Source organism: Pseudoalteromonas sp. ASV78, from assembly GCF_047806705.1.
Taxonomy (GTDB): domain Bacteria; phylum Pseudomonadota; class Gammaproteobacteria; order Enterobacterales; family Alteromonadaceae; genus Pseudoalteromonas; species Pseudoalteromonas prydzensis_A.
On sequence record NZ_JBLOPA010000002.1, the window covers coordinates 100,873 to 118,754 of the forward strand.

A 17,882-nucleotide genomic window follows, 5' to 3' on the forward strand; every position below is an offset into this window, starting at 1 on the left:
TAAAAATCTATTGTGTCTATGTATTATCAGGTAATGTCGATAAGAAATCATCGACTAATTCGGCGAGTAATACAAGTTTCAACTCATTTTTTTGATCTGATAATAAATGATCAATTTCTTTACGGATAGACCTAATTGATTCACGTTTTTCATCATCAATTGTCACAGCTCGGCCTCTAGGACTAACTCCTTTTTTGAGAGACTTTAATAGTATAACATCAAAATCACCGCTGATATGTCTTCGGCTATTATCATGCTCTCTACGTAGCATTTCTAACTCAGCAATCCGCTTTGAATAATCACTTAAATTGAATTCAGCCTTACTACGATCAGCGTCCAACCAGCTTTTAGGTGGTTTAGAAGCTAAAAACATAAACACATTTTCTAACCACATTGCATCGGAATCTTTATCTGAGGTTAAACGCTTTATAAAAGCCTTAAGGCCATCGGTATCGACTGAGTAATCATCTAAACCCTGATAGTGAAACAAATGCTTACGGAGTTTATTTAAACTTAAGTCAGTATCTAAGTTAAAAGCACTACAAAGCAACCTCTGTTCCTTTTCCAGCAACCTTGTGTAATGATACTTAAGTTCGGTAATCGTTTCTATTAAAGTATTTGCATACGCCTCGTATACTTTTCCATCATCAGAGTTCAATAAGCTTTCATCATAACCTAAAGCATTAGGGAGCGTTTCTAATAAAAGTTTTTGTGGTGATTTAGATGTAGAAAATGCTTTCAGTAACTTATGCGCATTTTTACTTAACTCATCTGACTTAGTTTTCTTTGTATATTCTTCAAGATTACCAACGAATTGTGCTAAAGGCTTAGCAATATCAAGCAATGTTCTTTCTTTGTCGTCATTAAATAATGCTTTTTTGTAACTATCAAATAAGTTGGCTTTTAGCCCTTCAATTTTAAAGCGCTCAACCTTAAATAAATGCGGTGCTTTAATGAGTCTTTCTACAGCATTAAGAGTCAGAGCAGGAATAAACATCCCTTCTTCAAATAAGGCTAACTCATGAGCATTCACTAATAATGCATGAACATACAGAATAGGTAAAACACCTGCTTTAATACCATAAGGGGCTGATGTTAAAAAACCATCAAGTTCTAAAAATGACTTAGGATTACCATTTTTTGTACTATCAAAAAACTTGTTAATACGTTTCCAAGTAGCATCTAAAGAAGAACCTTTATATGGTGCTATAAGTTGCCACGATCCATTAATTTCAACATGTAAATTATGTTGTTTTAAAATAGACAGGTACATTGACTTTTCTGGAGGAAATTTATCGATACCCAATGAAAGTTCGTTAGGTTTACTAATCATTGCTGCTAGTAATTTATTTCTGCCAGCTATGGCTTGGCTTGATGGACGATCTCTATTAACTAATTCATTATGGAACGATGGCGATTTACTATAAATCTTCAATAAAGCAGACGACATAATACTTTGTAAATCTCTGCGCTTACTAACTATTTGACGTTCATGCAAAAAAAACCATTCATAATTTTGAGGTTCGAGTTCATATGATTTTATTAATTTTTGTGTTGCCGCTTCGGATGCATTTCTACGGTCAAAATACTCACGTTTAGCTACAGGATCTTCTTTTAAAGCTTGGCTTTCTTGCTCTACTTTACGCAGTGCAATGACTTCTGCAAATGCCTCTTTGAGCTGTGTTGAATTTCGGCAAAGCACGACAATATCGTTATCACCAAAAGCTTTATGTATTTTATCTTCAAATAGTTTAACGTCGTCTTGGCCATATGCTAGAAAGAAAATAATACGAGGAACATTACTTTCATTTTTTATATCTGCTTTATAGCTTTTTGCATCTGAAAAAAGTGGAATGAAATATCTTAATGTACCATTTTCAACTGTGTATTTTCTTGCAACTAGAGGCTTTAAAATTTTTGAAGAGTTAAGCTCTTCTGAAAGAGAAAAATTACCTAATAAGCTTAACTGCTCTTGTAACGCATCTTCAAGATCAAAATCGCTCCCCTGCCACACTCGATATTCATTATTATAAGCACGGTAAGTAATGATCGATTTTTTAGTTAATTCAGCAATTGCCAATTTAACTTCATTTGGCTTTGAACCAATTGTCGATAAAAGTGCTTCAGATGCCTTAAAGTTTCCTTTAGAATTAATGATATTGAATAAACCGATCGTTTTTAATGTTTTAACGACACTTTCTTTTACACTACCTAACCTTTCAACTGCCGTAACCACTTCAGCCCAACGTCGGTGGGTTAGATGGTCTGAAACTACTGACGATTGATTTGTTATAAAATAATCAAAAATAACATCGGGTGTTATAAAGCGACCTAACGACAAAGACTCTAGAGAATGAATAAAACCATGCTCTTCTGTACTACCTAAAAAATTAAAGAGTGTTCTTTCATTTTGGGCTAACTTTTGACAAAGGTGAGGCAAAATTAATGCAGATAATGGGTGCAATGGATAGCACTCTTTAAATAATGTTTGCGCATCAAATTCATTTAGTACTGATGGAAGTGCCTGCTCTGAGGACAAAACATTAACTATATCTGTAATTGCATCAGCAGTGTCAAAAAACTCTAACTCTGAGTAATTATTAACTATTGCCTTGGCGACTACTTTTAAAGTTTGCTCTGACGACTCTAGAAAAGGTACTTCTTCAAATCGGCCTTGTACTTTTGCCCATTCATTTTTTAATGTTTCTCCCAAACCTTTAGCATACTGCTCAAACGACTGGTGTAAGAGTACAAACATTAATAGATTGCACGTATGTCCTTTGCAAGCAAGCTCAGCTAGTTCTTGCAATAAGAAAACATCATTTGCGCCGTAATGTCTTGCTTCATATTCTAAGAACTTACCGAGCTCATCTACAACAAGTAGTATACCTTTAGGTTTTATACCATCAATTTTAGCTATTTCATCTTGTACTTGCTTGAATAGCTTTACAACATCTGAAGAAGAACAACCTTCTGTAGTCGCAGCTTCTAACTGTTCTATGAAAGCTGGTTTCTTACCTTTTCGGGTATTCCAAAATGTATTAACTGACTTATATAAAGCAATAATAACTCTTGTACTTAATGACTCAGGAGAACCTGATATGAGAACTTTTAAATATCCTGAACTGTCACTTGTGTGCTTTTTAAATTCGCTACATTCATCAATATGATTAGCTTCTAAAACTGAAAAAGCACTTTTAGTTAAAGGGGCTAGGGGATCACTAAGTAAATGCGATAAAAAAACACTAAATGATGACTTACCTGAACCATACGGACCAATTAATGACCAAGCTCTTGGTTGAACTTGTTCATTCAAAGACTCTGTTATACGTTTTAATAAACGTTTAGATCTTGATGTTGGTATATAAGAAGCTATTGTACTACCCGATTCATGATCCCGTTCTAAATTGATAGAACGTGTATACTGGCTGTTTATAGTTATATTTTGCAAGATCGACATTATACTTTACCCTCTTCAAAATATAATTTTAAGTATTCAATAGGCGACACTTCTTCTAACTTAAATACCTGGTGTATACCTGCTGATTCATTAATTTCAAACTTGCCTGGTATATAACGGATTGCCTCTTCTATTAATGCTAACGTTTGGCTTTCTGTTGTTCTAAAAACAGCCCCTATCGCAGCCCAATCACCTTGACTATATATGAGCTCTTCAACAGGAATTGTCGTAGCTTGTCGACTTTCAAATATTTGCGCTAAGGCAAAACCAACTACAGACTCATGTAAGGTAGCTTTGACTGAAGCTGCTGATTTATACTCTTTATTTACAGTTGCTTCAATTAAACCTAATTGGCTCATTGGTGAGTCTAATATATCATCCCAGCTTTGCTTTTTATCAGCTTCTACACTGCTATACATTCGGGTTAAAACTGAAATATCATTTTTTATTGTTCCGGCTGACGTGTTAGCGGAAATATTTTCTTTAATAAAATCATTTAACGCAGTACGTAACTCATCTTGTGTAAATTGCGTTTTATGATAACGATTAAAAAACCAATAAAAGGCAGTTGCTTTAGTGGCATTTGATGCAATTAGCCAATGAAGTAGCCATAACGTTGCTTCATCTTCCAAGTATGCATCCCATCCAGGCTCTAAATTATCTCCCATTAACGCCATACCTAAGTCTGTAGGTATTAAAAAGCCTTTTTCACTAGACGTTAATAGTTGAGTTGCTTGTAGCCAATACTTTATTGAAGCCACCATATTTTTACCAACGCCAAGTTCGACCACTGCGTTATCTGATTTAAAAATATCACTTGGTGTATTATCATTGATATAAGATAAGTTTGCCCAAAACCCTTTTGTAAGCCAACCATAGCGGAGGAAAAAAGTTTCATGTCGGCCGAAGGCCGCTTTTTTAGGATTCAGTTTCATTATTTATCGTTTCATTTTTTATACATCGAAGTGAAATGAAACTATGCCAAGAGCGATAGTTTTTAAGACACTTATGATTTATGTATGCTTACTGATAATAGCCTAGCTATCATCCCGTCTATACAAGGTCGCTTACTAAAAGCATAAATCGCGATGTTGAAATACATCTCCTAATGATACTGTCTATAGATCCAGTTTTAAAGCTTTAAAGTGTATTCATTTTCAAGGTTCAGACTTACTTATCAGAATATAGTTATAGCTTTATGTATAAAGGCTTTGATAAACATCGACTCACTAGGTTTTGTGTATAAAAATCAATTGATCTTAGAAGACTAATCAGCACTACATTTGTATCTATTTGTTGTATATGTATTCTCCCCGTGATCACACCTGAAACTGAGTTAATGATGAGTAATTTACAGCATGGATGCTGTAAAAAGCGTAGCTTGGCCATGGATGGCCTATCTACGCTGATTACGTTCACATAATTAACGGCAGTTGAAAATCTAGTGTGATCTTCGGGTGCGCCGAGAGAGTCCAGAGAGAGGTCGGCGGCAGCCTCTCTTTGGTTGCCATCGTCAACGCGATAAAATCTCGAATAGAGGTTATTTAATCCCTTAAAAAATCTCAATTGAAACCAAAAAATCACGGCTAAAGCCGATTCCTACAATGGTACAAAGCGCTAGGTTCTAGGAAAGTGACTAGACGCTAGGTATGCTCGCAGCTCATTGCTCGAAGCCCGCAGCTTTTGTCTGCTCATTTACCCTCATTCACTTCTCTTTGTGCAAAAAAAATGGCTAGGTTCTAGCAAAGTAACTAGGCGCTAGGCTGTTTGCACAAGCTCGTAACTCGAAGCCGTTATCTTCTCATTTACCCTCATTCTCTGCTCATTGTGCAAATTGTTTTTAACTGTAGTTTGATCCAACTAAGCTAACAGTCTACAAAAAAACACTATATAGGTTATATTTTGTAGACTTAGAGGCTCTAGGTTTTAGAGAAGTAACTAGGGGCTAGGTATGTTTCGCGGCACGTAGCTCATTGTGCAAAAAAAGGGTTAGGTTCTAGGGAAGTAACTAGGTGCTAGGATTATTGCGTAGCCCGAAGCTCGTCGCTCGACACCCGCATCTCGTCACTGATCTTTTTAAATCACCTTGCAAACACACCAAATACCGCTAAACTAATCATTAACAATCCAATGACTGCATAAGTAATCATTCATGAAATCTGAACAAGCATTAAAACTGGCGCAGCGTTTGGGGGATTTAATTCGCCAGCACCGAACTTTGCATTACACACAGAGCACCTTTGCCAAGATGATTGGCGTATCACGCTCTACCGTGCAAAAGCTTGAGCAAGGTGACGTGGTTAAAAGTGATATTTTATTTGAAGCACTGGTGGTGTTGCAATTACAAGGGTCACTGCTCGATGAAATTAACGAATTAGCTGCTGATGTAGGTGGCTATAATGCACGGCAACGTAAAACCAATAAAACACAGGTGATTAACGATGACTTCTGAATGCTATGTGTATGGCGAAAGAGTTAGGTATTCGGTGTGCAAATACCCAAGTTCATGAAACTGAAAACGGTGATGTACTGCTGGTTGAACGATTTGATGTAAGCGAAGGTTTACCAACTAATCACTTTTTAAGTGCCAATAGCTTACGACATCACCCCAAGCAATAACTCAAAACAACATGGTATAGGACTTGGCGATGATGGCCGGTATGCCAGTATCGCCAATTTATTATCGCAAGCTAAACGTTTTGGTTTAACGAGGGCAAAAGCGACAAAAATAATCAGCCAGATGAAAGACTATACCCAGCAATGGCCGAGCCACTTTAAGCGCTTTGCTAATATCAACGATATAGATATAAAACGCTTAGCAAGTGTTATTCCAGATATAGAATAGAAAGGTTCTAGGTAAGTGACTAGGTGCTAGCATACACTCATTACCCGCAGCTCGAAGCCCACAACTTTTGTCTTCTCATTTACCCTCAATACCTTCTCTTTGTGCAAAATGCCTTTAAGTGATTTATTCACAAAGAAGTTAAGAGGCGCTGCGCTGAAGAGGAAAAATATAAAGACCGCGTCAGCAAGCTTAACGCCTACGGTAGTAAAAGGCGCTAGGTACTAGGATTAGCCCGCAGACCGTCGCTCGAAGCACTTTTTATCTTCTCCGTGCAGCGCAGCGCCTCAGTGGCCCTCGGTGGTAAAAGTGGTTTTAAGATAATCACGGCTAAAGCCAGTTCCTACGACAGAAAAGGAGCTAGGTGCTAGGATCAGCTCGTCGCTCGAAGTCAGCAGCTTTTGCCTTCCTCATTCATTCCTCCTTTTGCAAAAAGTTATTAACTGACTGATTCACCACAGAGATAAAGAGGCGCTGCGCTTTAGAGAAATAATATAAAGATCGCGTCAGCAAGCTTAACGCCTACGGTAGTAAAGGTGCTAGCTAGGATTAGCCCGTCGCTCGAAGTACTTTTTATCTTCTCCGTGCAGCGAAGCGCCTCGGTGGTAAAATAGGTTTTTAAACAATCACAGATCGAAAAAGCTGCTAGGTTCTAGGGAAATGACTAGGTGCTAGGATCATTGCGTAGCCCGAAGCTCGTCGCTCGAAGCCCGTAGCTCGCATCTCGGCACTGATCTTTTTAAATCACCTTGCAGACAAGTTAAATACCGCTAAATAAATCATTATTAGCTTAATGACCGACTATCGAGTCATTAAGATTGCACTTTATTTACTTTTTTCTTAGCCAAAACAAGCTGCCTTCGGTGGCTATCCAAGCTTGTTTGCCAAGTGAATTTAGGTATATACCCACTTCTTCTTTACTGCCTGGGCTGTAAAAATGAAACTCCTCAGATTTCAGTTTTTCTTGCCCGGTGAGTATTTTTATAAAATGCTTATTAAGCTGTTTAAGTTGCTTTTTGTATTGCTTAGCTTTGCTAGAGTCACCATGTTTATGAAACTCACTCAAGGCGCGGCTTGCTGTGGCATGGAGCTCTTCGCTGTCGAAGTCGGCTAAAAACGCATCCAGCTTTTGCCACTGGCCTTTAATAATGTAGCAATTCATTAGCCAATGGCGATTAGCTTGATTATCCATGGGGTTTAGTTGCCAAAGCGCTTCAAATTCGTCAATAGCGTATTGTATGTTACCTTGTAATGCGTTGATTTGTGCACGATGCGCTCGTAACATCATATAAGGGCGTGTTTCGTGGATCAGCCAAAAGTGGCCTTGGTTCTGTGCTATGTATTGCTCTGTAATAACACCTTCAAACAGTTCCAGTAACGCTGCTATAGGTTCAAATGCGCTTGGAGTAAAATCGCTAAGGATTGCTTCCATTAATTGATCAATCACTTCGTCGTCGAGCACTTTACCAGCAAAGTCATCGTTGTGGTGTTCACCTGCAAACTCTTCCGCAAATTGTTCGTTAAACGCGGCTTCATCTGTCCAGCTGGGGTTTTCAATAAAACGAACGCTATAAAGCACATCGGCTACAAAATAGCTGTAGTTCTTTTTATAGGCTTGCGCTAGGCCTTGGTTGTCAGCAAATTTTTTAACTGCAGCTTGTTCAGAGCTAAATGCACTCAGTACTTCGTTTAAACTCGTTAGCAGGTCTTTTTGGTGTTTGTTTAGGCTGCGTTTGTCGATAAATTTAAGTGCTTGTAATGCCCCTTTACAGTAATTAGGCAGTGGCATATTAGCTTTGAGTGAATCGCGGTAGTCGGTTTTCGATAAGCTGCATTTAGTGGGCATTTTAAGGTCTTCGGTCATCACTTTATGCATGCTGTTATTGTAATTTTCCATCAGGCTTTCGAGGTACTTTAGCTCAGTGTCTGTTGTAAAATTAATGTCACCTAATAGGTCTGACTGCCATTGGCTGGGCATTATTATGTCGGGCAGTAAGCCTAACCCTAAAAAATAACCTTGGATAAAATAGTAATCTGGTTTTTTATCGCTTAATACAGTTAATTTAATGACATCACTGCGTATTTTGGCGGGCGACATAGCTTGTCCTGCTCTTTATAAGTTGGCTCTAGTGTACCAATTGATTTATGGGTTACAAGATTATGGCGCGAAATTTTCGATAAAAACAACGATAGGAAGTTGATTAAGTTCATAACAAAAAACCCAGAGCGGTACTCTGGGTTTTTTGTTATTCGTTGAACTACCAAGTATTTAGTTATTCAGCAGCACATTCAGGCCAATCATAGAATAAGCTTGATTTGTTAGCGGTACGCCATGTTTCATATACGAAGGTGATTTCAGGGATTTCTTTAATGTTAAAAGAAAAATGAAATCCTTCAGACGCTTCTTCGTTACGAATACACGCGACCACTGGCAATATAGTTTTAAATGCAACTGATTCGCCCTTTGCTATTACTTGCTCATTTTTTAGGTTTTCGAAACGCGGTGTTAAGCTTGCTAACTCACCATTAATATGGCGCACCTGTAAGTTTTCAATGGTGTAATCTGCATCAGCGGCGGTTAATGACCAGCTAATATAACCCTCTTCAAGATAAGGTTTAGAGCTGGCACTAAAGTCGTTCGCAAAGGGTGGAATATTCTCATACGGTAATGGCTGCCATAAACTTTCATTATCTTCATTGATGCTACGTAAACGTACACCTGTAGCCTCTGTGAGTGGGTCAACGTCAACGACAAAGTCATACTGCGGCGCATCATCAATTAGGTCTGTTGCAGAATAACGGAATGTATATTTACCTGGCTTTGTAAATACTTGCCCACGGGTATTTGGGCAATCGGCTTCACTTGGGTTGCTAGTAAACTCGCCGCCTGCAGGGGTACTGACAAGCTCTTCATGAGTGAATACTTCATCGCCATCGGCATCAACGGTTACTGGGCGATGTAATAACGACATGCACGGTAAAATTTGATAGTAGTCTTGGCCAGGATTTAAGCGTCCCCAGCTACGCGCCCATACAACGGAACGGATCTCTGGAGCGGTATTGGTAAATTTAGCTAAACCACTGTCTTGTGCATACGCCTTAGCAAATAAGCCACGGTCATCTTCTACAATTAACTGCGCGGTATAAGAGCCAGGCACATCGGTGATCACTTTTGCACGGCGGTATTCTTGGCTTTGCGGTTCAATTACCGGTTCGATAGTCGCGTTACTGCCATCTGGTCTATCTGTCAGCTCCCAATGAAAGGTCAGTGGATCATCATTAGGGTCGCTACTTGATGCATCAAATACTAAAGCATCACCCACCAGCACTGACTTTGATTGCGCATCAACGCCGCCCGTTGCAGGTTGACCGTTAACGTTACCTATTTTGGCTTCCATGCTGGCATCAACTGAGATTTGGTTTTCACCATCAGAGATAACCATACGTACTAAATAACTGCCGGCTATATCGAGTGTTTGAATCTTTTTACCCATAGGCTTCCAAGAGCCTATATCCACTAGCTCTGCAGTACTGCCTGGTGGTTTTGCAACTAAAGTGGCTGCAATAATTTGTAACGGCTCGCCTTCAGGATCATAACCGGTAAAATTAAATTCAGCCCTTAAGCCTACTTCTTGTTCACCAATACTATTAGATGGGTAATAGCCGGTTGCTAATAATTTACCAACCGGTGGGGCATTGGTAGTTGCGTTAGGATCTTTTTTGACGGTGACTGTAACTTCTCTTTCTTCACTTTTTCGGGTGCCATCAAATACAAATAGCATTAATTTATAACTTGCCACAGCTTGTGGGGTAAAACGCACTACAGCCGTTTTTGTACCTGTAAGCTCTGGTAGTGGTACATCATCAGGATCCGTTGCTGAGCGTGACAACCATTGCCAGCGATAGTGTAGTGACTCCCCTTCAGGGTCAATACTGGCTGATGCATCTAAGATAGCTTCTTCACCTAAGATAATCGTTATGTCGTCGGCTTTAGCCACTGGTGGCGCATTACCCGCTGAAACGCTTACCACAACTCCTTTTGGTTTACTTGCTACGTCGTTATGAGTCACCACTAATTGCAATCTGTAATCACCTGCTAAATCGACAAACAGTGTGCTTTGGCTTTGCTCTGCGTTATTTAAATAACCCGCGCTGTCGGTGGGCTTTTCCATAAGCGTCCATTCGTATAGTAATGAATCTGTGCCACCTGCTGGGTTTACGCTTTGGCTACCATCTAAACCTACGCTATTAGTGCCTAAATTAACACTGTGGACTGACTCGGTAATTGCGACTGGGTAGGGGCTGGTTGCGCTAAGCGTGATACGCGCAGCTTCGCTATTATTTGACCCATCATTAACAATTAAACTCACAACATAATTGCCTGGCAAATCTGCAGTAAAGTCTGTTGTTATGGTATTGGTGCTGGTGATATTAGCAGTGCTTGTTGCTGGTCGCTCAATGAGCTGCCATTGATAGATTAAATCGGTTCCCTCAGCACTTGTACTCGCATTAGCATTAAGGGTGACTTTTACCGCACCATCTTTTAGTGAGAATGCTGATTCTGCTGGTGATTGCAGCTCAATAACCGCTGTTGGTTTTTGCTTTGTTGTTTGTGTACTGTCTTTGTTATCACTACCGCCACCACAGGCCGCCATAGTAAGCGAAAGCCCGACTATGGCTATTGCGCCAAATAATTTTTTCATTCTTTTGTACTCCTTGCTGATAGGTGTTATCAGTTAAAAATTATAAGTTAAGCTCAGCCGTGCAGTTCTTCCTGGTGCAGGTACTAAACCTAAACTTAAAGCGTCGAGGTAATAACGATCTGTGACATTATCGATAGTAAAATCGAGTGTTGTGTCGTCGTTAAATTTATAACTAGCGTAGATGTCTAAAAGGTTATAACTGTGCCAAAGTACCGGTTCATTAAACCCTGTTGGTGCGTTATAACGAGGAATTGAGTTGCGCTCTCCCATAAAGGTGCCACGCAGTCCAGCTTCTAATCGCTGCTCAAATAAACGTAAGCCAAGGTGAGCACTGGCGTGCCAATTTGGCGGGATCATGTTATTGATATAACTTTCAGGAAGGCCCCAATCATTACAGTAGTAGCGCACATAACTGCCCACGTTACACACTGCAATCTGGGTATAATGCGTGCCGCTAAGCTCAGCAAGCCAGTATTTTGTGTCGTAGCTAAAATTAAGCTCCCACCCATTTAAATCTAGGCTGTCGATATTTCGCATTCGAAAAAAATCGTTGAGGCCGCCTTGTTTTTGCTCCCACGCATTGGGTTGCGTACGGGTTAAATAGTCATCAACATGATTTTGGAAATAAGCGAGCTTAAAGCCCACTTTATAGTTATCCGTTAGTAATGCGTCTGTTAAATAATTAAGGCCAATTTCTTGGTTTTTAGCATGCTCTGGCTTTAAAGGGATATCTAACACGGGGCTTACAGACCAACCTGAGGTGCTTTCGAATAGGCTTGGCATACGCAGCGCTTCACTGTGGCGAATATAAAACTGTAGCCCTTTATATGCCTGCCACTTTAAAGCAACCAATGGTGCAGTGCCTGAGTGGCTATTTTCATATTGTACTTCTAGGCAACCACCGGCGCCGTCAGACACACAAGCAGGATCGTTGCTAGTGATGGTCACTGGGTTATTATCTTTCGATGAAAAGTGTGTAAAACGCAGTCCCGCTTCGAGTGTCCATGCTGTTAAAAACTGCCAATCGATGGCAGTAAAAGCACTAAATTCTTTACGCCAACCACTGCGCGACCCAGCATAAAACCCTTCGGTTTCAGGGGTGTCGGTATCCATGTCTTCATACTGGGCGGCAGCACCATAGCTCAGCGCTAGTTCGCCCGCTGAATAAAACATCATGGTATTACTCACATCAGTTCCAAAGCGCTGATAATCATCGCTGCGAGCAACATTATCGACTATATCTACTGAGCCGACACCTGGGGTATTTAAATGGGTAAGTGCATCGGTATGCCAAAAGTTGGCTTTAAAATCAGCCCAATCATATTTGCTTGGCTGCCAGCGATAACGCACTGTGTAAGTTTGGTTGGTTACTTCGCTATCGAGCCATTGCCTTGCTTGACCAAAAGAGCGTATTTGCGATGGCATCATTTCGCCGTAAGCGCTGTTATAATGTATGTAGCTCATTTCGAGGCTTTGATCGTTGGGCAGCAACACATTGCTTTTTAACAGCCAAGATTCACTCGAAAAATTGGTATTGGGGATGCGCTCATTGGCGCGAAACCGCGACGCGCCTTGCATTGATACTGCTGTTTCTGTGTACCAAGCAAGCTTGTCGGGCGCTGCGTAAATTATTTCAGGTGCAGGGCCGTTACTACCGGCATAGTAATTACCTTGCTCGCGCTTAGCATAAGCAGCAATTAGATCGCCCCACTGAAAATGCTTAGCAGCAGCAAAGCTGCCAGCATAACTAGCAAACTCAAATAAGCTGGGTCTATCCATGCCCTCCTCTGGGGCAAAGCGCTCTGGCATTATGTACTGCTCAGTACAATAACTCGAAAAACGACACTGTGAACGATAGGCATTGCGTGGTAAATAATACCCTGCGTATGTACCTGGCTCCGGCGTATTAGCGCTATTACCGATGGCGCTAACACGTAATCTAAATCCGCTGAGCTCTCCCTCTTTAACAATATCATCAGCCGATAATGTACTTACGCTCACCAAACCACCGGTGGCCCCCGTGCCATCAGCACTCATAACTGGGCCTTTACTGATTTTAAGTGAGCCAATTAAATCGGGATCAATGTAACTGCGACTCGATACACCAGCGTAGCCGCGATACACGGTGGTTTCTTGACGACTCCCATCAATGACTACGGGTACTCGTCCTTGTCCCTGCATACCGCGAATATTTATATCAAGTCCGCCTGAGTTACGGTTTTCGCTGATCAAAACACCCGCAGTACCTTGAAATATATCGCCAACACTGGTGCCTCTAAAGCGTTCAATATCTTGCAGGGTGATTAAGTTTACTGATGCGGCTTCGGTATAGGTTTGATCTTTTAGATCCCTATTACGACTTTGCACATTAATGGTATTTAGTGTGATCAAATCTTGGGTGGTTTTTTGTTGCACTAACCATGCGCTATTACTAACAGGTAAAGCGTGTAGATTGGTATTGCTTAACAGCCTTTGTAAGGCTGCCTCTATGGTCATTTCACCGGCTATTGCAGCGACTGAAAAACCACCGACAACACGCTCTTCAAATGATAAAGTCACACCCGCTTGGCGTGAAAACAAAGTCAGTACATCCCCAAGCCGACCTGCGGGAAGATCAAATTTGATCATTGTTAATTGTGATGTTGCAGGTACTTGTTCAGCAAAACTTGCTGAAGGGGTAATCACCAATAAACCAGTGACAACTGTGAGTAAATTTAACGCTGCGCGGGGCATAACTGCTTTCCTATTTCTTTAATGCATACTTATATGACGCATGAAAATAGTAATCCCGTAACCCTAAATGATAATTATTTTATATTTTTTCTTGATGAACTAAATACACATGACTATGAGCGAATTTCGGCCCACCAGCGGGTTCTGTAATGCACACTTGCACGAGCGCTACGAGCGACTGTTTTAAGGATCAAGTTAGTGTCATTTAACTGAAAAACGCCGGAGACAAGGTAATCATTTAAACTGGGGGCAATTTTTACAAACCCACGGTGATAACGTGATAGTTCAGCTAAAAAAGAATTGATTGGCATAGTTCGCACTGACAACAGCCCTGCTGTCCAACTACTGTAGTCAAATATATGATTGTCTAACTGTTGCATTGAATTTACGGTAATTTTATATAGCTCGCCGGCCTTGATCGCCTGATTGGTAAATAAGCCGTTTGCTTGCGCGAGCTTAACACTGCCTTGCATAACTTGAACTAAAGCATGATCGGCTTCATTACGCACAAAAAATTGTTTGCTATCACAAAGTAAAGTCCCGTGCTGTAACGTCACCTGCACAGGCTGCGTATTAGCTGAACCTATAAATTGCATTTCTCCTCGAGTTAAATCAATGTTCCTATTGTGAGCATTAAAATTCAGTTCAACAGTGCTGTTATTATTTAACCAAAGCTGGCTATTATCGGCGAGCGTGAATAATTGCCGTTGATTGGTCGTTGCGTGATCTGCGTTAAGGTACTGCCATGCCCCCTGTTTGTCTGCCAACCAGCTTACACTGGCAAGTCCTAGTGTGGTTCCAGCGATCCTTTTTAGCGCCTGACGACGACTCATGCTTTGTATATCATGATCGGTTTTTTTTAAGGTCATATGGGCAAGACGGGCATTTTTTTTACTCGCCCCGGCAAACGCAGCCTCCATGTTTTCTATCCGTTGCCATGCTAGTTCATGCATCGGATCGGCAAGCCGCCATCGCCTATATTCAGCCATATCTGCGGACTGTGCGTTGCCCGACTCTAAACAAATACGCCACGCAATCGCTTGCTGTACGACTTGCTCTGGTAAAGGTGTTTTTGGCGCACACGTATTATTCACAATCGCTTACTCGATATCGCAGTATGTAAGGGTGTAGCACTCAAGCATGGCTTTCGCCATGTATTTTTCAATAGAGGATAGGCTCACCTTGAGTTGCTTTGCGACTGCTTTGTAACTTAGTCCATCGAGTCTAACCATTAAAAATGCTGTTTTTTCGATTGCTCTCAAACCACTCAATAATTTATCTATTTGCTCTAGTAAGCTGAGCAGCTGTAGCTGTTCTTCAGGCGAAAAATAGGCTGCTTCTGGCATGCTTTCTAAAAATAATAGATAGTTTTCTTCTAGAACTTTGCGACGAATGTTATCGGTTACTAAGTTTCCGGCAACTTTTGTAAGCCATGCTCGCGGGCTTCGTATTTCGTTATACAAAGAGGGCTTATTAAGTAAACGCATAAATGTATCTTGAGCAAGATCTTGCGCATTATCATTGTTGTAGGTACGCCGAGCGATCCAGCGAACAAGCCACTCATGGTGTTCTTGGTAGAGCGCATTAAACCCAACTGAGTTAGCGGTAGTGCTAGTCAAAATTTAACTATTCCTGTAGCATATTTACCGCGAGTATAAATGATTTTAATTCCCATTCAAGTAAATTCAGATATTCTGCAAATATTATTAATAAAAAATTTATTATTCTTTTGATGAAAATCGGATCTCGTTCGGCATTAGTTATATAGCCAATAATTTGTCCATCAAAACGGTGCTACAGATTGATCTAGTTTGTTGGTGTTAGATCGCCGCATTTATAAATGACGTAAAAATTAGGGAGCAAAATGTTTATAAGAACCATGTTATTTTTGTGTTTAATCGGTGGTGGAACGTCTGCTGCTCACGCACAACAAGCAGCGCCGTCAACAGCCTCCAAAGCAGAAGTTACAGACAATGCTGTTACGCCAGCCGTGCATACAAATGAGCTATCAGCTAAGTCTTTAACCGTAGGAGCTGATCTTGATACAGACACCAGGGTGAGAGTTGACGAGGCGGCTTTTGCTGCACATGACTTATCGCCAATCGGCATGTACAAGGCCGCTGATGTCGTTGTGAAGAGCGTAATTATCGGGTTACTTTTAGCATCGTTAGTCTCATGGGCTATCTGCATATTTAAATCTGTACAGTTAAATATTGCTAAGCGAAATGCCAAGAAATTGCTTAAACATTTAATTCAAAGTGAAAGTTTTGCAAAGGCCAATCACACTTTATTACTGCAACAAAGTGGGGCCTTAACACTACTAAAAGCAACCCAACATGAATTACAACTAACCGGCGAAGGGCTTACTACTGACGAAGGCTTAAAGGAGCGCTTAATCGCACGTTTAGAGCGAGTACAAGCAGCACTAAGCGCAAATATGAATCAGAGCACAGGCATATTGGCAACGATAGGCTCTGTGGCACCGTTTGTCGGTTTGTTTGGTACGGTTTGGGGCATTATGAATAGTTTTATTGGTATTGCTAAAACACAAACAACTAATTTAGCCGTAGTCGCCCCTGGTATTGCAGAGGCCTTATTAGCAACCGCTCTGGGGTTAGTTGCAGCGATCCCAGCCGTTATTATGTACAACCATTTTTCTCGTGTAATTGGTAGTTACAAAGCACAATTAGCCGATATTCTCACCGCGATCATGATACTGGTGAGCCGAGATCTTGACCGAAAGCACCCTGATGCAAAACACATAGCCTACCTACTTAACGATAAAGACGCTGCAGATGCAGTATCTAAAGAGCTTTAAAATGGCATTTAGTAGTAACAATACCGATAGCGATGAATTACAAGAGCAGCATGAGATTAACGTTACTCCGTTTATTGATGTGATGCTGGTGTTGCTAATAATTTTTATGGTGGCGGCACCATTAGCCACTGTCAGTGTGCCAGTTAAGTTGCCTGCCGTTGCGGCACCAACCCAACCGAAAAGTGATGATCCAACTTACCTTACTTTGCAACAAGATCTCACTTTAATACTTGGCGAGAGAGATAAAATAAACCAACAAAATTTGCCGCAAGCGCTAAAACAACATGGTATTGAAACCCAGCAGCAAATTTTGATCCGCGCAGATAGCAAAGTGGAATATGGTCAGTTCATGGCATTATTAAATCAATTAACTAAAGCCGGCTACTCACAAGTTGCTTTAGTCGGTCTTGAACATGAAACGGATGTTGCTCAGTGAGTTTATTAGCAGGAAACGATACCAGCGCTGCTCGCTTGGTGCGTTGGCATGTTGTAGGCGCTTTTTTTATCGCCGCGATGTTACATGCCGCCATTGCAGGTTATTTTTTAATGCCGACAGAGCATAACAATACAGTGCCCATGCAAGCTTCACCGCACCTGTTTGCAGTCAATATTGTGGCAGCCCCCAAAGCTGAGCCATCGGCACTTCCTGTAGGGCCAGCACAACAAGAGTCAGCACCAGTAAAGCAGCAGGTAAGCGAGCCGGCAACAACAATAGATAAACCCTTGGTAAAGCCATTACTCGAAAGTAAATCTGACTTTACCATTAGCGATACACAACCTGAGCCTACACCAAGTAAACCATTAGAGAAATCTAATCAGCAAAAAGTGCAAGATCCACAGCCTACTGCGCAGCCTGATAACACCAGCATAAAAGGAGCCAGTGAACACTTGGTAGAGCAAAGTAGTGCTCCTTTGGCTATCCCAGTGAAAGAGTCAACAGTCGCATCTGGTCCGGTAAAAGGTGCTTTAAGTGAAGAACAAAGTACAGCTAAACAAGTATGGCAAAGTGCTATTCAGATCCACCTAGAACGAAAAAAGCGCTATCCACGCATGGCAAAATTAAGGCGCCAACAAGGTGTTCCTTGGGTGAGTTTTACCATGGACAGAGCAGGCAATGTTTTAGACGTCACCTTATTTAAAGCGAGCGGAATAGCGGCATTAGATAATGAGGTCATCGAATTAGTCAGACGTGCTGAGCCCTTGCCCGTCCCTCCAGCAGAAGTGACAGGGAATCCAATAAAAATGGCCGTGCCGGTGGCATTTTTTATTCATTAACAGCTACTCGCTGTGTTTATTACCAATTACTGAAATATAAAACTAAGGATA

The 17,882-nt window shown here is 41.0% G+C and carries 13 protein-coding genes; 6 read left to right on the top strand and 7 right to left on the bottom strand.

Annotated features, from left to right (window positions below; genetic code table 11):
* Nucleotides 1-16: 16 nt before the first annotated feature.
* The gene (locus ACMVDV_RS18665) at nt 17-3,460 is read right to left on the bottom strand and encodes a hypothetical protein (protein ID WP_416159187.1); all 3,444 of its coding nucleotides are present in this window, start codon (nt 3,458-3,460) and stop codon (nt 17-19) included.
* A complete protein-coding gene (locus tag ACMVDV_RS18670; RefSeq protein WP_404688554.1) occupies nt 3,460-4,395 on the bottom strand; it encodes a DUF4007 family protein in 936 nt (311 codons plus the stop codon). Before ACMVDV_RS18670 ends, ACMVDV_RS18665 begins: the two co-directional genes overlap by 1 nt.
* Before the next feature lie 1,217 nt (nt 4,396-5,612).
* On the opposite strand from ACMVDV_RS18670, the gene ACMVDV_RS18675 reads away from it, so the two are divergent.
* From ACMVDV_RS18675 to ACMVDV_RS18685, 3 genes are read left to right on the top strand one after another with little or no spacing between them, the layout of a single operon-like run.
* Complete coding sequence (locus ACMVDV_RS18675) at nt 5,613-5,912, top strand: helix-turn-helix domain-containing protein (protein WP_416159188.1); 300 nt, start codon at nt 5,613-5,615, stop codon at nt 5,910-5,912.
* 11 nt (nt 5,913-5,923) lie between these two features.
* Entirely contained in the window at nt 5,924-6,079 is a 156-nt protein-coding gene (locus ACMVDV_RS18680) for a hypothetical protein (RefSeq protein ID WP_416159189.1), read from the top strand.
* Nucleotides 6,045-6,305 (top strand): hypothetical protein, encoded by a 261-nt coding sequence (locus ACMVDV_RS18685; protein ID WP_416159190.1) that lies wholly within the window; start codon nt 6,045-6,047, stop codon nt 6,303-6,305. The genes ACMVDV_RS18680 and ACMVDV_RS18685 overlap by 35 nt, the downstream gene beginning before the upstream one ends.
* Nucleotides 6,306-7,131: 826 nt before the next feature.
* Here ACMVDV_RS18685 and ACMVDV_RS18690 read toward each other — a convergent pair.
* The 5 genes from ACMVDV_RS18690 to ACMVDV_RS18710 form a co-directional block, all read right to left on the bottom strand.
* Nucleotides 7,132-8,400 (bottom strand): tetratricopeptide repeat protein, encoded by a 1,269-nt coding sequence (locus ACMVDV_RS18690; protein ID WP_416159191.1) that lies wholly within the window; start codon nt 8,398-8,400, stop codon nt 7,132-7,134.
* A 175-nt stretch (nt 8,401-8,575) separates the two neighbouring features.
* Nucleotides 8,576-11,005: a PKD domain-containing protein gene (locus ACMVDV_RS18695; protein ID WP_416159192.1), complete on the bottom strand. Its 2,430-nt coding sequence runs from the start codon at nt 11,003-11,005 to the stop codon at nt 8,576-8,578.
* 33 nt (nt 11,006-11,038) lie between these two features.
* Nucleotides 11,039-13,738 carry a TonB-dependent receptor domain-containing protein gene (locus ACMVDV_RS18700; protein ID WP_416159193.1) on the bottom strand — a complete coding sequence of 900 codons (2,700 nt, stop codon included), beginning with the start codon at nt 13,736-13,738 and terminating at the stop codon, nt 11,039-11,041.
* A 113-nt stretch (nt 13,739-13,851) separates the two neighbouring features.
* Nucleotides 13,852-14,832, bottom strand: coding sequence for a FecR domain-containing protein (locus ACMVDV_RS18705; RefSeq protein ID WP_416159194.1), 981 nt, complete (start codon nt 14,830-14,832; stop codon nt 13,852-13,854).
* Nucleotides 14,833-14,838: 6 nt separating this feature from the next.
* Nucleotides 14,839-15,357: a sigma-70 family RNA polymerase sigma factor gene (locus ACMVDV_RS18710; protein ID WP_304182026.1), complete on the bottom strand. Its 519-nt coding sequence runs from the start codon at nt 15,355-15,357 to the stop codon at nt 14,839-14,841.
* 245 nt (nt 15,358-15,602) lie between these two features.
* Between ACMVDV_RS18710 and exbB the strand changes: the two genes are divergently transcribed.
* The 3 genes from exbB to ACMVDV_RS18725 are packed head-to-tail and all read left to right on the top strand — an operon-like array spanning nt 15,603 to nt 17,831.
* Entirely contained in the window at nt 15,603-16,556 is a 954-nt protein-coding gene (exbB, locus tag ACMVDV_RS18715; RefSeq protein ID WP_416159195.1) for a tonB-system energizer ExbB, read from the top strand.
* Between the two features lies 1 nt (nt 16,557).
* On the top strand, nt 16,558-16,992 hold the full coding sequence (locus tag ACMVDV_RS18720; RefSeq protein ID WP_416159196.1) for a biopolymer transporter ExbD: 435 nt from the start codon (nt 16,558-16,560) through the stop codon (nt 16,990-16,992).
* Nucleotides 16,989-17,831, top strand: a complete 843-nt coding sequence (locus ACMVDV_RS18725; protein WP_416159197.1) for an energy transducer TonB — start codon at nt 16,989-16,991, stop codon at nt 17,829-17,831. Before ACMVDV_RS18720 ends, ACMVDV_RS18725 begins: the two co-directional genes overlap by 4 nt.
* The last annotated feature ends 51 nt before the right edge of the window (nt 17,832-17,882 follow it).